Raw genomic sequence first — 17,077 nt, 5'->3', positions numbered from 1 at the left:
ATGGTTTCTGCAGTCTTCCATTCCCCCCGCGACGAAGTCACACCGGCGGCGGCCACGCCATGCACCACCGTCAGCCGGCCCACCGTCGCCGCCAACGAGGCCTCGCCGGCCAAGGTCAAGAAGCCTCCGCGTGATCCCATCGATTGGCGCGGCATCGCATTGACCGTGCTGCCACCGGTGCTCAGCCTCGCGCTGCTGGTCGGCGTCTGGGCGCTGGCGACAATGAAGGGCGGCAGCTTCCCGACGCCCGCAGAGACCTGGGCCGCCGCGGTGGTGCTGTTCTCCGACCCGTTCTACAGCAACGGCCCCAACGACCAAGGTATCGGCTGGAACATCCTGAATTCGCTGTCGCGCGTGGGCATGGGCTTCGGCCTAGCCGCGCTGGTGGGCATCCCGCTGGGCTTCATCATCGGCCGCTTCACGTTTGCCAGCCGCATGGTGTCGCCGCTGATCGCGCTGCTGAAGCCGGTGTCGCCGCTGGCCTGGCTGCCCATCGGCCTGCTGGCGTTCAAGAGCGCCAACCCGGCCGCGATCTGGACCATCTTCATCTGCTCGATCTGGCCCATGGTGGTCAACACGGCGGTCGGCGTGCAGCGTGTGCCGCAGGACTACCTGAACGTGGCCCGCGTGCTCAAGCTCAGCGAGTGGAAGGTCATCACGCGGATCCTGCTGCCCGCGGTGCTGCCGTACGTGCTGACCGGCGTGCGCCTGTCGGTGGGCACTGCATGGCTCGTCATTGTCGCGGCCGAGATGCTGACCGGCGGTGTGGGCATCGGCTTCTGGGTGTGGGACGAGTGGAACAACCTCAACGTCAAGCACATCATCATCGCCATCTTCGTCATCGGCATCGTGGGCCTGCTGCTCGAATGGATGTTGATGTCTCTCGCCAAGCACTTCACCTTCGAGGACTGATGCCATGACCAAGCCCTTCATCCAGGTCCAGAACGCCGAGATGGTGTTCACGACCCGCAAAGGCAAGTTCCACGCGCTGCAGAACGTCAACCTCGACGTGCAGCGCGGCGAGTTCATCACGCTGATCGGCCACTCGGGCTGCGGCAAGTCCACGCTGCTGAACCTCATCGCCGGCCTGCTGCAACCCACGTCGGGCGTGCTGATCTGCGACGGCCGAGAAATAGCCGCGCCCGGCCCCGAGCGCGCCGTCGTGTTCCAGAACCACTCGCTGCTGCCCTGGCTGACCTGCCTGGAGAACGTGCTGCTGGCGGTGGAGTCGGTGTTCGGCGGCAAGGAGCCCACGGCCAAGCTGAGGATGCGCGCGCGTGCGGCGATGGAGCTGGTGGGCATGAGCCATGCGCTGCACAAGCGCCCGCACGAAGTCTCCGGAGGCATGAAGCAGCGCGTGGGCATCGCCCGCGCGCTGGCGATGGAGCCCAAGGTGCTGCTGATGGACGAGCCCTTCGGCGCGCTGGACGCCCTGACCCGCGCCAAGCTGCAGGACGAGCTGCTGAAGATCGTCGCCCGCACGCAGAGCACGGTCGTCATGGTCACGCACGACGTGGACGAGGCCGTGCTGCTGTCGGACCGCATCGTCATGATGACCAACGGCCCGGCCGCCACCATCGGCGAGATCCTCAGCGTGGAAATCCCGCGACCGCGCGCCCGCGTCGAACTGGCCGAGGACCCGCGCTACGTCGCGGCGCGCAAGGAGGTCATCGACTTCCTGTACACGCGGCACGCGCACGTCGAGCAGGCGGCTTGAGATTTCACAGAGCACGGCGGGCATTGCCCGCCGCCTCGGTCACACCCGGAACACGCTGACGGCCTCGACCAGCTTCGAGGCCTGCTGATTCAGGCTGTCTGCCGCGGCGGCGCTCTCTTCCACCAGGGCGGCGTTCTGCTGCGTCACCTGGTCCAGCTGCTGCACGGCGTCGCTGACCTGGCCGATGCCGGTGGTCTGCTCGCTCGTCGCGCTGCTGATCTCCGTGATCAGGTCGTTCACGCGGCGCACCTGCGCGACGATGTCGTCCATCGTGCGGCCGGCGTCGACCACCTGCCGGCTGCCGGTCTCGACCTTCTCGACGCTGTCGTTGATCAGTGTCTTGATCTCCTTGGCCGCCTCGGCGCTGCGCTGCGCGAGCAGGCGGACCTCGCCGGCCACCACGGCAAACCCGCGCCCCTGCTCGCCGGCCCGCGCGGCCTCCACGGCCGCGTTCAGCGCCAGGATGTTGGTCTGGAACGCAATGCCGTCGATGGTGCCGATGATGTCGCTGATCTTGCGGGAGCTGGTGGTGATGGCCTCCATCGTGCCCACCACCTGCGCTACCGCCTCCCCGCCCTGACGCGCCACCCGGCTGGCGTCCTCGGCCAGGCCCTTCGCGGCGTTGGCGGTGTCCGCGTTGTTGCGCACGGTGGACGACAGTTCCTCCATCGACGACGCCGTCTGCTGCAGGTTGCTGGCCTGCTCCTCGGTGCGCTGGCTCAGGTCGGCGTTGCCGGTCGCAATCTGGCTGGCACCGGTGGCAATCGAGTCGGACGCTGCGCGCACGGTCCCGACGATCTGGCGCAGCGACTCGGCCATGCGCGCCATCGCCTGCATCAGCTGGCCGATCTCGTCGTTGCTGGTCGCATCCAGTCGGGCGCTCAGGTCACCCGCCGCAATCGCCTCGGCGGCGACATGCGCCGCGCGCACCGGCACAGTGATGGACCGCGCAATCGCTACGGCCAGTCCAATGCCTGCCAGCGCGGCCAGCGCGCAGCCCGCCGCGAGCACCCAGGTGCCCTGCTGCGCCGCGGCCTCGGCTTCGCGGCGCGTCGTCTCCATCTGAGCCGACTGGTAGTCGACCAGCTTGCGCACCGCGCCCAGGTATTGCTGCGCGGCCGGGAAGACCTTGGCAATCACCTCACCCCCCACGTCCTCGCCGGCGTCCCTGCGCTTCATCAGCGCGTTGCGCATGGCCTGGAACTCGTTGCGCTGCGCGGTGATCTCCGCGATCAGCTGCTTGGCCTTGTCGTCGGTGGTGATCAGCGCGTCCAGGCGCTTGAGGCGCGCGGTCTGCTCGGTCACGGTCTCCTGCATGTCGCCCTTGACGCGCTTCACGACCTCGGCGTCGGTGGCGAAGAACACCACCCAAGTGCGCGCGGTGTTCGACTCGATCGCGCGCAGCCACCCCTGTGTCAGCGTGACCAGCTCGGCGTCGCGCGTTCCCAGCCGGTCGGCAACGTCGCGCACGGCGTTAATGCGGCCCACACCGATCGCTGCGGTGATGACGCTCAGCAGGATGAGGAACCCGAAGCCGGTCGCCAGCCGGGCCCCCAGCTTCAGTCGGGTGAGTGCGTTCATGGTCATCGTCTCCTTGCAGGGGTTTGAAACGCCGGCGGCACACGGCCACCAGCGGCGCCCTGCGCGCAGTCACGAGAGACCATCGTTGCGAAGGCGTCTCCCGATGCAGACCGGCCCGCAGTCGCGGCGGCATTCGTTCTTTGCCCGGGATCATCGCTGTTGCCTTCGGGAATGCAACACGGGTGACGTGCACTACATCACGTGTACATCGCGGCATCACCTGCAGTGACCGCCTGCCGAACAGCCGCCCGCGTGCGGGCGGCTGCGTCAGAACACCACTTCGGCCCGCAGCCCGCCCTCGGCCCGGTTGCTCAGCGTCAGCACTGCGCCCTGGCGGCGCACCAGCTGCTGCGCGATGTACAGGCCCAGGCCCGTGCCGCCCGTCTCGCGGTTGCGCGAGCCCTCGACGCGCCGGAAGGGCTGGCGCACCCGTTCCAGCTCGGCCTCGGGGATGCCCGGGCCGTCGTCCTCCACCACCAGCCGCGTGACGCCCGCCGCCAGGTCGACGCGCACGCGGGCGCTGCCGGCATAGCGCAACGCATTGCCCACGAGGTTGTCGACCACGCGGCGCAACGCGACGGGGTCGCCGATGATGACGGCCGGCGGCCCGTCGAACGAGATGCGGGCGCCCATCTCGGCCAGGTCGTCAACGGCCGACTGCGCCAGCGCTGCCAGGTCCACGCGCTGAGTGGGCAGCACGTCGGCGGGGCGGAACACATCGATGACGCTCTCCACCAGGCGGTTCATCTCGCGCAGGTCGTCGATGCAGCGATCGCGCACCTGCGTCTCCACTTCGCCGGTCTCCAGCCGCAGCCGCATGCGGGTCAGCGGCGTGCGCAGATCGTGCGAGATGGCGGCCATCATCAGCCCGCGCTCCTCGAATTGCCCGCCGAGCTCGGCGGCCATGCGGTTGAACACCGACGCGGCCTCGCGCACCTCGCGCGTGCCGTCGTCCTCGGCCAGCAGCGGAGCCGGGCGCCCCTGGGCCAGCGCCGGCGTGAGCTGCTGCGCCGCGCTGACGAGGCGCCGCACCGGGCGGGCCAGCCAGCGCGAGCCCCACCACGCCGCCAGCGCGATGACCAGCAGGCGCACGCCGTAGTCGATCAGGCTCGCGCCCCAGGGCAGGTCGGGCGGCAGCGACGGAAACGTCGGCACGTGCGCAGCCGGCTGCCCGGCTCGCGCAGGCGGACCGGCCCCGTCGAAGCCGTCGTGCGGCGGCGGCATCGGCGGGCGGCCTTCGGCATGGGGCGGCGGGCTGGGCGGCGCGCCGCCGGGGCCCGGCAAAGTTTGCGACACCAGCGTCCACGCCGCCAGGTGGCTCAGCGCCAGCGCCGCCCACATCAGCAGGAACAACCGCAGACCCAGGCGGTCCCATTCCCTGAACTTGAAGCGGCTCAGCATGGGCTTACCTCGGCGTCGAAAAGATAGCCCTCACCGCGCACGGTGCGGATCAGCGCCGGCTCGCGTGCCGTGTCACCCAGCTTGGCGCGCAGCCGAGAGACGGCCAGGTCGATGCTGCGGTCGTTGACCTCCACGCCGGGCGCGCGGGTCAGCTCGATGAGCTGGTCACGACTCAACACGCGGCCCGGGCGCTGCACGAAGGCGGCCAGCAGCCGGAACTCGGCGCTGGACAGCGCGATGCCCACGTCATCGGCGCTGATGAGCTGGCGCGCCAGGCGGTCGAAACGCCAGCGGCCGAAGCGCAGCAGCCGCGTGTCGTCGTCCACCCCCTGATTCAGCCCCTTGTGGCGGCGCCGCACCAGCGCCTGCAGCCGCGCCACCAGCTCGCGCGGCTCGAACGGCTTGGCCAGGTAGTCGTCGGCGCCCAGCTCCAGGCCGATGACGCGGCTCATCGTGTCGCCGCGCGCGGTCAGCATCAGCACCGGCGGTGCGTCGGGCTGCGTGCCCAGCCAGCGCAGCAGCGCCAGGCCGTCCTCGCCGGGCAGCATCAGGTCCAGCACGATGACGTCGGGCCGGGCAGCCGCCAGCATCTGCCGCATCACCTGGCCGTCGCCCGCCGCGCTGACCTGCCAGCCGTAGCCGTTCAGATACGCCTTCAGGCTGGTGCGGATCTCGGCGTCGTCATCGACGACCAGGCAATGCCCAATCACTCGTGCACCCTTCGGCCTGCGGCCTTGCCTGGCCGACGGATCGGCCAGACGTTCGCCAGGCACGGAATTCCATCAGGGCATCCCATGTGCGGGCTTACTCCCGCCGAGCGGGAGCGAGCTTGCTTGTGGCGGCCCGACACGGCGCTCACGCTGCGATACCTACTCTCAAGGTGGCCACGTAGCCGGCGCTGACCGAGCCGGTGACGCTGGCGAGCTGGGTCGTGTAGCCGTCGCTGAAGATACCGTCGCTGCTGAGGCTGATGGCGTTGTTGTTGGCCGCGCTCTGCCCGTAGCCGCTGGTGGCGTAGACGGCGCTGTTGACATCAGACGGGAAGCACAGCTGCGAGGTTCGCAGCTTGTTGTTCCAGTTGGTAGCCGTGTTGGTGCTGCGGTAAATCTCGAAGTGCATGTGCGGCACGCGGCCGGCATAGCAGCCGGGGTAGATGGTCTGGAAGGTGGCCGTGCCGTCGGCGGCCGTGGCCTGCACGCCGCGCAGGTAGTTCTCGCCGGTCACGCCGCTGGAGTACATGGAGTAGCGGCCCAGCGCGTCGCAATGCCACAGGTAGATGGCGTAGCCCGAGAGATCGGCGCAGGCGGCATTGGTGTTCACAAGCTCGATGATGACCTGAAGCGGCACGCCCGTGGCCGTGCCGCTGGCCCCGGCGATGCTGGAGCGGATGTCGCTGCGCACCACGCCGGACAGCGCCAGCACGTTGGCGATGCTGCCTCCCGAGCTGTTGGAACCGTCGCCCGGGTAGGGGCCTTCGGTCTCGCTGGGGATGACGGAGCAGCCGCTGGCGGTGGTGCCGGTGCTGCCGCCTGTGGAGCCCGTGCCGGTGCTGCCGCTTGAGGTGCTGGTCGATGCCGTTTCGTCGCTGCCCCCGCCGCCGCAGCCGGCCAGTGCCAGGGCGCCGCTGCCCACCACGCCGACGGCGCCGGCGCCCAGCAGCCAGCGCAGCGCGACCCGGCGTTGCAGGGCCTGCTGCTGCAGGCGGTTCAGGTCATGGGCCAGGCCAAGGTCGTGGTCGTCGTTCGGGTGCATGGTGTCTCCTTCGAGATGGTCGGATGGAGGCATTGCACCGCCGGGATGTATCGGAGGGATCGGCAGATTGTGTCGGGGCGGACATAGAGGCCCTCGCCCGGTCTCGCACCGCTGAACGCGGGCGCGATCAGTCCATACCCTGTGGGACGGCGATGCTCGCGACATTGATCCGCTCGCACATCGCCCAAGGCGGGCCGGCTCGGGAGCGGCCCAGCGCCCGGCCCGCGAAAACCCCTCACCCCAGAATCAACTGCAACGAGCCCTGCAACGCCCGGATCAAGTCTTCCAACGCCTGAAGCAACCGCTCGCTCCCCTGGTGCATGCGCTGCACCGCGTCGCCCTGCTCCACGCGCAGGCCGCGCAGCAGCACCAGCCAGGCCTCGTCCACCGCAGCGAAGGCCGGCTGAAGCGCCGGGCCGGCCAGCGGCGTTGCGCGGACCTCGTCGTAGGCCTTGATGAATTGATCCAGGCCCGCAGCCAGCCCGCTGGTGTCATGGCCGGGCTGCACCTGCGCCAGCAGACCCTCCTTGGCCAACCGCTGGCTCAGCAACCGTAGCCGCGTGACCTGCGCCAGCAGGCCCACCGGGCGCTGGCCGGCGCGCTCGGACAGCCGCGCCACCAGTGTCTCGCTGGTCTCCAGCAGCCGCTGCGCGGCACGGTCGCTGCGGGCCAGGTCGGGCTGGCGGCTGGCCAGCGCGGCGTCCAGCTGCGTCCAGGCGCCCGCAACCGCCGCCAGTTCCTCCGCCAGCTCGTAGCGCAGCAGTTCGCCCAGCCGCGAGAGGTTGGCCGCCAAGCGTTCGCGCGAGCCGTCCAGCAGCCCCTGCGCCTCGCGCCGCTCTGGTGGCGCCAGCTTGGGCCACTGGCGCAGCGCCTGCAGCTTGACCAGGCGCTGGCTCAGCATGCGCTGCGCGCCGGCGCGCTCCAGCGCCTCGGCCAGCTCCGACGTGCGCACCACGCCGCGCGCCACCTCGGGCAGCTTGGCCTGCGTCTGCATCGCGGTGTTGCGCAGCAGCGCGAAGGCGGCAGCCTCGTCGATGCCGCGCGCCTGCATCAGCAGGCCCTTGGCCCGCTCGGTCCACTTGCGTTCATCCAGCTTGGCCTGCGCGGCGCTGTCGCGCGCCTGGAGCAGCGCCGCCAGACCCCGTGCCCACTGCAGCGCCTGGTCCAGCTGGGCGGCATCGCACTCCGCCGGAAGCCACTGCAGCACGCCGCGCGCCAGCAGCGCCCGGCGCTGCTCGGCCGTGGGTGGTGGCGAGACCAGCACCACCGGCAGGCCGAAGGCCCGTTCCGAGTGCAGCGCCTGCGCCAAGGCGGTGCAGTCCGGGCACCAAAGAACGCCCAGCGCCGGTTCATCGTCTGCGGCGGCCAGCTCTGAAACGGTGCACAGTGGCCAGCCCAGCGCCTGCAGGCCGGGCGCCTGGGGCGGCAGTCCTGGACTGCACAGCAGCGGCGTCACGGAAGAGGGAATGGGGCTGTCGGGTAGGGTCGGGGAGGTCACGCCCCAAAACGGCGCAAGAACCAGGCCAGCCCATGAGCACAGATGGGCACGCGGCTTGCGTGTGCCAGCACGTGGTGCCTGCAATGGTGCAGGCCCCTCCCCGCTGCGACGCCCCTGCCGCCCTGGCACGCGACCTGTGGGTGGGCGCGGGCGGGCGCGGCCCGCACGGTAGAGCCCCGATGTCCGCCCCCCTGAGCTTCAAGAACGCCGGTCACAGCCCCACGCTGATCGCAGCCTTCCTCTATTTCGCCTTCTCCTGCTGCATCTGGGTGCTGAACGGCGCGTTGGCGCCCTTCATCAGCGAGGCCTACCACCTGACGCCGGCTCAGAAGGGGCTGATGCTGTCGATTCCCATCATGGCCGGCGCGCTGATGCGCTTTCCGCTGGGACTGCTGTCGCAGTACATCGGCCGCAAGAACGCGACGCTGGTGGAGATGGCGCTGATCGCCGTGGCGATGCTGTACGGCTACTTCATGGTGCAGAGCTACGACGACCTGCTGGCGATGGGCGTGCTGCTGGGCATCGCGGGAGCGAGCTTCGGCGTCGCGCTGAGCCTGGGCTCGGGCTGGTATCCGCCGCAGTACAAGGGCCTGGCGATGGGCCTGGTGGGTGCGGGCAACGTGGGGACGGCGGTGTCGGTGCTGGTGGCACCGCCTCTGGCTCAAGCCTATGGCTGGCAGACGGTCTACGCGTTCGCCGCGGCGGCGATCCTGCTGCCCATGCTCGTGATGATCGTCTTCGCCAAGGAGCCGCCGGATGTGGACAGCCACGCCTCCATGCGCGAGCACGTGGCATGCCTGTTCGAGAAGGACGGCTGGGCCTTCAGCCTGATCTACGGCGTGACCTTCGGCGGCTTCATCGGCCTCATCACCTTCTTGCCCACCTACTACCACGACCAGTTCAGCGTCTCCAAGGTGCAGGCCGGGCAGCTGACGATGCTGGCGGCCTTCATGGGCGCAGCGGTGCGCGTGGTTGGCGGCTGGATGTCGGACCGCTGGGGCGGCGTCAACATGCTGACCGGGGTGCTGTTGGCGGTGGCGATCGCGCTGGTCGGCGTGGGCCTGGCCAGCGCCTCGCTGGTGCTGACCACGCTGTTGCTGATCGTCTGCTTCGCCGCGCTGGGCGCGGGCAATGGCGCGCTGTTCCAGCTCGTTCCGCTGCGCTGGCCGGCGGCCACGGCCGTGGCGGGCTCGATGATCGGCGAGATCGGCGCGTTGGGCGGCGGCCTGGTGCCCAATCTGATGGGGCTGTCCAAGCAGTACCTGGGCACCTACCTGTGGGGCTTCGTCGTGTTCGCCGTGCTGTCGGTGCTGATGCTTGGCGTCATGCGGGTCATGCAGATCCGCTGGACGCGCACCTGGGCCGAGAAGGGCGGGCGGGCGCGCCGCGTGTCTGCCAGCGCGGACGAGCCGGTGAGCTACCAGCGCGTCTGAGCGCCAGCGCCGCTCAGCGCGGCAGGAACACCAGCCAGGCGATCAACAACAGATTCAGCAGCGCCGAGATCGCCAGCGCCACCTGCCAGCCGCTCACGCCATCAGGGAGCGCCCGGGCCGCCCGCGCCGCCGCGGGCTGGTCCCGCGCAGCCAGCCGTTCCAGCGCCAGCAGCAGCTCGTCGGCGGTCTCGAAGCGCGTCCTCGCATCTCGCGCGACCGCCTTCATCACCAGCCGGTCCAGCGGCATCGGCGCGCTGGGCTGCAGCCGGCTGACGCTGGCCGGCTCGCGCCGGTAGCGCGCCAGCTGGTAGGGCTCGATCTCGCCATAGGGCAGCCGGCCGGTCAGCGCCTGGTACAGCGTGACGCCCAGCGCGAACAGGTCGCTACCGGCGTCGGCCGGCAGCGGCGGGTCCTGCCACTGCTCGGGGTTGATGTAGCTGGGCGTGCCGGCATGCAGCTCGCGCATCGAGGCCGGCGCGCGCGGGCTCAGCGCCACGCCCAGGTCCAGCACGCGCCACTGGCCGTCGTCGCCCAGGTGCAGGTTGGCCGGCTTGATGTCGCGGTGGATGACGCCGGCCGCATGCAGCAGGCTCAGCGATCGCGCGACCGCGCCGCCCAGCGCCTGCGCCTGCGCCACGTCCAGCAGCCCTTTGGCCAGCAGTTGCTCCAACGTCTGGCCGCCATGCCAGTCGAACACGGCGTAGAAATGCGTGGCGCCGTAGGCCGGCGGATGCACGCGCACGAAGCCGCTGTCACCACCACGGCGCCGGTGGCGCGGCGCCTCGGCCAACCGCAGGCCCAGCCAGATCTCGTGCGCCAGCATGGCGCGCTCCTCGGGGTCGTCGGCGCGGCCTGGGCGCAGCATCTTCAGCGCCACCAACCGGCCCGACGCCAGCTCACGCGCCTGAAGCAGCCGGTGCACGCCGTTGTCGGCCACCAGCGCCGTGACCTGGTAGCCGTCCAGCACCGCACCGACACCCAGCTGGCCCGGACTGGGAAGCGTGCGGCCCAGCGCGGCGAGATCGTCAAAGCCCGGGCCGGCCAGGTCGCGGATGTCCAGTACCAGCGCGGTCGCGTTGTCCGCGCTGCCGGCGGCGAGCGCGGCGGTTGTCAGCGCGTCAGCGGCGGCCTGCGCGCCGGGCGTGGCGCGCAGCAGGTCGGCGATCTGGCGGCTCCGCAGCGCGTCGTGCACGCCGTCGCTGGTCAGCAGCAGACGGTCGCCCACCTTCAGCTCGCCGGCGCTGTGGTCCAGCCGCAGCGCTTCGTCCAGGCCCAGCGCGCGCGTCAGGCCGGCGAAGTCACGACGCTCCATGCGGTGGTCCTGCGTCAGCAACAGGCACTGTCCGTCGCGCAACAGCCAGGCGCGGCTGTCGCCGATGTGGGCCAGCGCATAGCGGCGCCCGCGCAGCGCCACGGCGGTCAGCGTGGTCAGCGCCTCGCGCGGCTGGCCGTCCGGGCCGGGGCGGCGATTGTGCGACGCCAGCCACGCGTTCTGATGGCCCAGCAGGCGGTCCAACGCGACGCTGGTGTCCCAGTCTGCCGGCACGCCGTGGAAGTCGCGCAGCAGGCTCATCACCGAGGTCTGCGCGGCCATCAGGCCGTCGCCGTTGCCGCCCTCGGCCCCATTGACGCCATCTGCCAGCGCCGCCACCCAGCCGCGCTCCACCTCGTGGGCGGCGGGCGCCTGCACGCCGGCGAAGTCTTCATTGCGCGGCCGCTTGCCTTGCTGGCTGGACAGCCCGGTGTCGAGTTCGAAGCGCATGGGTGTGGACGGTCTTGTGTTGTGCGGGCCGAGCGCCGGGCCGCGTCAAGCCGGCCCGCCATGGCGATGTGCGAGCGGCTCAACGCCGCGAGCATCACCGTCCCCTCGGGGGACCGATCAGCCCGCCTGCGTTCAGCAGGTGCGGGCTGAGCGAGAGGCACCATTTTCGGGATGAGTGCACCCGCACCGGGCCATGAACCGCTTCGGCGTGGGGCGCCGCTGATCGTCTTTCACGCTGCGGCAGGTCTGGAGGCCAGCTTCTTCGCTGGCACATGCCTTGCAAAGCAAGGGGCAGACCAGGCAAGCAGGTGAGTGCGCATGAAGAAGTTGAAGCTCGTGATGGTGGGCAACGGCATGGCCGGCGTGCGCACGCTGGAGGAACTGCTGAGGATCGCCCCCGACCTGTACGACATCACCGTGTTCGGCGCGGAGCCGCACCCCAACTACAACCGCATCCTGCTGTCGCCCGTGCTGGCCGGCGAGCAGACGCTGGACGAGATCGTGCTGAACCCGCTGTCCTGGTATGCGACGCACGGCATCACGCTGCACCTGGGCAAGAAGGTCACGCGCATCGACCGCCAGCGCCGCCAGGTCATCGCCGAGGACGGCACGACCGCCGGCTACGACCGCCTATTGATCGCCACCGGCTCCAACCCCTTCGTGCTGCCGGTGCCGGGCAAGGAGCTGACGGGCGTCATCGCCTACCGCGACATCGCCGACACGCAGGCAATGATCGACGCGGCCACGAAGTACCGCCACGCGGTGGTCATCGGCGGCGGCCTGCTGGGGCTGGAGGGCGCCAACGGGCTCATGCTGCGCGGCATGCAGGTCACCGTGGTGCACCTCGCGGACTCGCTGCTGGACCGCCAGCTGGACACCGAGGCCGGCGCGCTGCTGCGCGACTCGCTGGTGGCGCGCGGGCTGGACTTCCGACTGGGCGCGCAGACGCAGGCGCTGCTGGGCAACGACGACGGTCGCGTGCGGGCGCTGCAGCTGAAGCTGGCCGACGGCAGCGTCGCCGAGCTGCCGGCCGACCTGGTGGTAATGGCGGCCGGCGTGCGCCCCAACACCGCGCTGGCCGAGAGCAGCGGCCTGCTGTGCAACCGCGGCATCGTCGTCACCGACACGCTGCAGACCGTCACCGACCCGCGCATCTACGCGGTGGGCGAATGCGCCGCGCACCGCGGCATCGCCTACGGCCTGGTCGCGCCCCTTTTCGAGCAAGGCCAGGTGCTGGCCACGCACCTGGCGCAGTTCGGCATCGGCCGCTACCTCGGCTCCGACGTCTCCACCAAGCTCAAGGTCACCGGCATCGACCTGTTCTCGGCCGGCAACTTCGGCGGCGGCTCGGGCACCGAGGAGATCGTGCTGAGCGACCCGTTCACCGGCGTCTACAAGAAGCTGGTGATCCAGAACGACCAGCTGGTGGGCGCCTGCCTGTACGGCGACACGGCGGACGGCGGCTGGTACTTCCGGCTGCTGCGCGAGAAGCGCGACATCAGCGCCATCCGCGACCGGCTGATGTTCGGCGAGGACTACGCCACCGACGCCGTTACGGCGGCCTGACGGGCGATGCACATGCAACGACGCACCCTGCTGCTGGCCGCCCTGCCTGTGGGCCTCGCGCTGCCTGCACACGCGCGCATCGCGCAACTGGGCGACGCCATCGACAAGGCCGGCGCGCAGCGCATGCTGAGCCAGCGCATGGGCAAGGCCTGGCTTGGCCTGCTGCAACCCGAGCTGGCGCCGCGCGCCCGCCAGGTGCTCGACGACAGCGCCGCGCGCTTCGAGCGCCAGCTGAAGGAGCTGCTGGCCTTTGCGCCGACACCGCAGATCACCGGCAGCTACAAGGCGCTGCTGCACCGCTTCGGCGACTACCGCGCGCTGCTGCTGACGGCGCCCGACCGCGAGCAGGTCAACGAGCTGCTGAAGCGCTCCAGCGAGGTACTGAACCTGGCCCACGTGGCCACCACGCAGCTGCAGGAGCATTCCAGCGCCGCGACGGCGCGGCTGGTCAACCTGTCGGGTCGCCAGCGCATGCTGTCGCAGCGGCTGGCACTGTTCTTCCTGGCCCGCCAGCAGGGCGCACGGATGGACCTGGTGCAGCGGGAGACCGCGCGGTCCAGCGGCGAGTTCGAGCAGGCCATGCAGACGCTGAACAGCGCGCCGGAGGCCACGGCCGCCATCCGCGACAACCTGACGCTGGCGCAAGGCCAGTGGCTGTTCCTGAAGAACGCGCTGGGCAGCCAGAGCCAGACCGCGCAGGCCGCCAACGACGTGTTCACGGCCAGTGAGAACCTGCTGGCCGTCATGGAGACGGTCACGGGTCAGTTCGCGCGGGCACTCGCGTAGCGCCGACCGGGACGACGACAACATGCAAGAGACCAAGTCCACCTGCCCCTACTGCGGTGTCGGCTGTGGCGTCGTCATCGAGCACGACGGCACGCAGATCACCGGCGTGCGCGGCGACCCCGACCATCCGGCCAACTTCGGCCGGCTGTGCACCAAGGGCACCAACCTGCACCTGACGGCCACGCCCGTCGTGCTGCAGCACCAGCGCCTGCGCGAGCCGCAGAGGCGCAGCGCGCGCGGCGGCACCCCCGAGGCCATCAGCTGGGCGCAAGCCAACCGCGAGATCGCCGAGCGGCTGCTGGCCATCCGCGCCGCGCACGGCCCGGAGGCCATCGCCGTCTACATCTCGGGCCAGCTGCTGACCGAGGACTACCACGCGTTCAACAAGCTGGCGCGCGCCGTCATCGGCACGCCGCACATCGACTCCAACTCGCGGCTGTGCATGAGTTCGGCCGTCGTCGGCTACAAGCAGTCGCTGGGTGCCGATGCGCCGCCCTGCAGCTACGAGGACATCGAGCGGGCGGACTGCATCCTGGTCAGCGGCGCCAACCCGGCCTGGGCCCACCCCATCCTGTTCCGGCGTCTCGAAGCCGCGCGCACGGCCCGGCTGGAAAGTCCGGCGGGCCACAAGCTCATCGTCATCGACCCGCGCCGCACAGAGACCGCCGAGCTGGCCGACCTGCACCTGCAGCTCGCGCCTGGCACCGACGTCGCGCTGTGTCTGGGCCTGCTGAACGCCTGCATCACGCGCGGCTGGACGGCGCCCGATTTCATCGCGCAGCACACCGACGGTTTCGACGCCGTGCAAGCGCTGGCTGCCGACTGGCCGCCGGCACGCGCTGCTGAGGTCTGCGGCGTGAACGAAGCCGACATCTGGCAAGCCGCCGAATGGTTCGCGACGTCACCGAGCAGCCTCAGCCTGTATTGCCAAGGCCTGAACCAGAGCAGTGCCGGCACTGCGAAGAACACCGCGCTGATCAACTTGCACCTGGCCACCGGCCAGATCGGCAAGCCGGGCGCCGGCCCGTTCTCGCTGACCGGCCAACCCAACGCGATGGGCGGCCGCGAGAGTGGCGGCATGGCCACGCTGCTGCCGGGTCACCGCGATCCGGCCCAGGCCGCCGACTGGGCGGAGGTGGCGGCGCTGTGGAACGTGCCCGACCTGCCGTCCAAGCGCGGCCTCACGGCCGTCGAGATGTTCGAGGCCGCCGCGCGCGGTGACATCAAGGCGATCTGGATCGCCTGCACCAACCCCGCCCAGTCCATGCCCGACCAGGCCACGGTGCGCGCGGCGCTGGCGCGCTGCGATCTGGTCATCGTGCAGGAGTCGTTCGCGCACACCGCCACCGCCCGCTACGCCGACTACCTGCTGCCCGCCGCCACCTGGGGCGAGAAGGAAGGCACCGTCACCAACAGCGAGCGCCGCATCAGCCGCGTACGCGCCGCCGTGCCCGCCGCGGGCGACTCACGCGCTGACTGGCTCATCGTGCGCGACATCGCCGCGCTGATCGACGCTGGCCTGGGCCGCGCGCCGCGCCTGGCGGCCGGCTGTGCCGAAGACCTGTGGCTGGAGCACCGCGAGGCCACACGCGGCCGCGATCTGGATATCACCGGTTTGTCCTGGGCCGTGCTGGAGCGCGACGGCCCGCAGCAGTGGCCCTATGTCAGCGGCCCGACGCCACGCCTCTACACCGACGGCCGCTTCGCCACCGCCGACGGCCGCGCCCGCTTCGTCGCCCGACCCTATGTGCCGACGGCCGAAGCAACCGGCGTTGACCATCCATTCGCACTGACCACCGGCCGACTGCGCGACCAGTGGCACGGCATGAGCCGCAGCGGCAGCGTGCCGGGCCTGTTCGCGCATGACGGCCGGCCGCTGGTGCGGCTGAACCCCGCCGACGCCGGCACGCTGGCCGATGGCGACCTGGTGCACGTGCGCTCGCAGCGCGGCGAGCTGGTGCTGCCCGTGAAGCTGGACGCCAACATCGCCCCCGCCCGCGCCGACATCGCGATGCACTGGGGCGACGAATTCGTCGGCGCGCAGCAGGGCGTCAATGCGCTCACGCATGGCGCGCTCTGCCCCGACTCGCGCCAGCCCGAGCTGAAGTTCAGCGCCGTCGCCATCGCGCCCGCCCACCTGCCCTGGCGCGTCAGCGCCTGCGCCTGGGTCGCCCCCGAGCAGGGCGCCACGCTGCGCGCCGCACTGCGTGGGCTGATGCCGCGCTTCGGCTATGCGCACTGCCTGCCTGAGCCGACGCAGTCCGGCCGGGTCGGCTGGGCCTTCGAGGCCGCCGCCGCCAAGACACCCGCCGCCGAGTTGATTGCTGATCTGACCACGCTGCTGGGCCTGGGCGAGCGCAGCGTGCTGTGCTACGCCGACGCCGGCCGCGGCCGGCTGCGCCTGCTGAAGCTGGCCGAAGGCACGCCGGACACGGCCCCGCTGCAGGCCCTGCTGCGCGTGGGCCGGCTGGACGAAGGCGCTTGGCTGGTGGACCTGTGGCGCGACGGCCGCGCCGCCGCCAGCGCGGGCCGCTGGCTGCTGTCGCCCGGCAACCCGCCCAGCACCCCCGCCGCTGCGGCCAGCCCGCAGGTCTGCAACTGCTTCGACGTGCGCGAGGACGTCATCCGCCTCACGCTGTCCCGCTGCAGTGGCAGCCCGGCCGAGCGCCTCGCGCAGCTGCAGAGCGAAAAGCGCTGCGGCACGCAATGCGGCTCCTGTCTGCCGACGCTGCGCCGCCTGGTCGCCACCACACCCGAGGAGATGCCGGCATGAACCATGTGGTCTCGTTGGTGGGCGCGGGTCCGGGCGACCCCGAGCTGCTGACCGTCCGCGCGTTAAAGCGCATCGAAGGCGCCGATGTCGTGCTGGCCGACGACCTCATCGACCCGCGCGTGCTGGCCCTCGTCAAGGGCCGGCTGCTGCGCGTGGGCAAGCGTGGCGGCTGCATCAGTACGGACCAGCACTTCATCCACGCGCTGATGATTAAAGAGGCCGGCGCCGGCCACCGCGTCGTGCGGCTCAAGGGCGGCGACCCCTTCGTGTTCGGCCGCGGCGGCGAGGAGGCGGACGCGCTGCGCGAGGCAGGCCTGGACGTCGAGGTGGTGTCAGGTCTGACCAGCGGCATCGCCGGCCCCGCCGCGGTGGGCATCCCCGTCACGGACCGCCGCGCCAGCCCCGGCGTCATCCTCGTCACCGGCCACCCGGGCGAGGGCCGCACCGAGCCGGACTGGGCGGCGCTGGCCCGTACGGGGCTCACGCTGGTCATCTACATGGGCGTGGCCCGCGCCGCGCACATCACCGCCCAGCTGCTGGCCGCCGGCCTGCGCGCCGAGCTGCCCGCGGCCATCGTCAGCGCGGTGCACACGGCACAGCAGCGCCATGCAGTGACGACGCTCGCCGACCTGCCCAGGTGCATTGCGCGCGAAGGGCTGGCGAGCCCGGCGCTGCTGATCATCGGCGAGGTCGCTGCGCATGCCGTGCCAGCTGCCATTTCTCAGGCGCAACAGGTCAACGGTTGAATGCTTGTGCCGTACCTCGGACTGAAGCCCGCCCCCCGTTGACCTCCATGCCAGCGAGCAGC

General features: G+C 70.9%; 12 protein-coding genes and 1 pseudogene. 7 read left to right on the top strand and 6 right to left on the bottom strand.

Annotation, left to right across the window (positions count from 1 at the left end; genetic code table 11):
* Entirely contained in the window at positions 1 to 912 is a 912-nt protein-coding gene (ntrB, locus tag ACG02S_RS03475) for a nitrate ABC transporter permease (protein ID WP_394469050.1), read from the top strand.
* 4 nt (positions 913 to 916) lie between these two features.
* Positions 917 to 1,717, top strand: coding sequence for an ABC transporter ATP-binding protein (locus ACG02S_RS03470; RefSeq protein ID WP_394469049.1), 801 nt, complete (start codon positions 917 to 919; stop codon positions 1,715 to 1,717).
* Positions 1,718 to 1,756: 39 nt separating this feature from the next.
* Here ACG02S_RS03470 and ACG02S_RS03465 read toward each other — a convergent pair whose 3' ends face one another.
* The 5 genes from ACG02S_RS03465 to ACG02S_RS03445 all read right to left on the bottom strand — a co-directional run bounded on the left by ACG02S_RS03465 (position 1,757) and on the right by ACG02S_RS03445 (position 7,949).
* Positions 1,757 to 3,298, bottom strand: a complete 1,542-nt coding sequence (locus ACG02S_RS03465) for a methyl-accepting chemotaxis protein (protein WP_394469048.1) — start codon at positions 3,296 to 3,298, stop codon at positions 1,757 to 1,759.
* 267 nt (positions 3,299 to 3,565) lie between these two features.
* On the bottom strand, positions 3,566 to 4,699 hold the full coding sequence (locus ACG02S_RS03460) for an ATP-binding protein (RefSeq protein WP_394469047.1): 1,134 nt from the start codon (positions 4,697 to 4,699) through the stop codon (positions 3,566 to 3,568).
* Positions 4,693 to 5,409 (bottom strand): response regulator, encoded by a 717-nt coding sequence (locus tag ACG02S_RS03455; RefSeq protein WP_394469046.1) that lies wholly within the window; start codon positions 5,407 to 5,409, stop codon positions 4,693 to 4,695. Before ACG02S_RS03455 ends, ACG02S_RS03460 begins: the two co-directional genes overlap by 7 nt.
* A 145-nt stretch (positions 5,410 to 5,554) precedes the next feature.
* The gene (locus ACG02S_RS03450) at positions 5,555 to 6,451 is read right to left on the bottom strand and encodes a dioxygenase family protein (RefSeq protein ID WP_394469045.1); all 897 of its coding nucleotides are present in this window, start codon (positions 6,449 to 6,451) and stop codon (positions 5,555 to 5,557) included.
* A gap of 235 nt (positions 6,452 to 6,686) precedes the next feature.
* Positions 6,687 to 7,949 carry an ANTAR domain-containing response regulator gene (locus ACG02S_RS03445; RefSeq protein ID WP_394469044.1) on the bottom strand — a complete coding sequence of 421 codons (1,263 nt, stop codon included), beginning with the start codon at positions 7,947 to 7,949 and terminating at the stop codon, positions 6,687 to 6,689.
* Between the two features lie 179 nt (positions 7,950 to 8,128).
* Here ACG02S_RS03445 and ACG02S_RS03440 point away from each other — a divergent pair, with 179 nt between their 5' ends.
* Complete coding sequence (locus ACG02S_RS03440; protein WP_394469043.1) at positions 8,129 to 9,382, top strand: MFS transporter; 1,254 nt, start codon at positions 8,129 to 8,131, stop codon at positions 9,380 to 9,382.
* 13 nt (positions 9,383 to 9,395) lie between these two features.
* Here ACG02S_RS03440 and ACG02S_RS03435 read toward each other — a convergent pair whose 3' ends face one another.
* Positions 9,396 to 11,144: a bifunctional protein-serine/threonine kinase/phosphatase gene (locus ACG02S_RS03435; RefSeq protein ID WP_394469042.1), complete on the bottom strand. Its 1,749-nt coding sequence runs from the start codon at positions 11,142 to 11,144 to the stop codon at positions 9,396 to 9,398.
* Positions 11,145 to 11,462: 318 nt separating this feature from the next.
* Between ACG02S_RS03435 and ACG02S_RS03430 the strand changes: the two are divergent.
* From ACG02S_RS03430 to cobA, 4 genes and pseudogenes are all read left to right on the top strand, one after another.
* Positions 11,463 to 12,677, top strand: a pseudogene (locus ACG02S_RS03430) (NAD(P)/FAD-dependent oxidoreductase); the annotation flags it as partial.
* A gap of 45 nt (positions 12,678 to 12,722) precedes the next feature.
* On the top strand, positions 12,723 to 13,496 hold the full coding sequence (locus ACG02S_RS03425) for a type IV pili methyl-accepting chemotaxis transducer N-terminal domain-containing protein (protein ID WP_394469041.1): 774 nt from the start codon (positions 12,723 to 12,725) through the stop codon (positions 13,494 to 13,496).
* A 22-nt stretch (positions 13,497 to 13,518) separates the two neighbouring features.
* Positions 13,519 to 16,269 (top strand): nitrate reductase, encoded by a 2,751-nt coding sequence (locus ACG02S_RS03420; RefSeq protein ID WP_394469040.1) that lies wholly within the window; start codon positions 13,519 to 13,521, stop codon positions 16,267 to 16,269.
* Entirely contained in the window at positions 16,266 to 17,015 is a 750-nt protein-coding gene (gene cobA / locus ACG02S_RS03415) for a uroporphyrinogen-III C-methyltransferase (RefSeq protein ID WP_394469039.1), read from the top strand. Before ACG02S_RS03420 ends, cobA begins: the two co-directional genes overlap by 4 nt.
* Positions 17,016 to 17,077 lie beyond the last annotated feature (62 nt).

It is taken from the genome of Pelomonas dachongensis (assembly GCF_043555865.1).
In the GTDB taxonomy this organism is placed as follows: domain Bacteria; phylum Pseudomonadota; class Gammaproteobacteria; order Burkholderiales; family Burkholderiaceae_C; genus Pelomonas; species Pelomonas dachongensis.
This window is presented reverse-complemented; position numbering and strand designations above follow the sequence as displayed.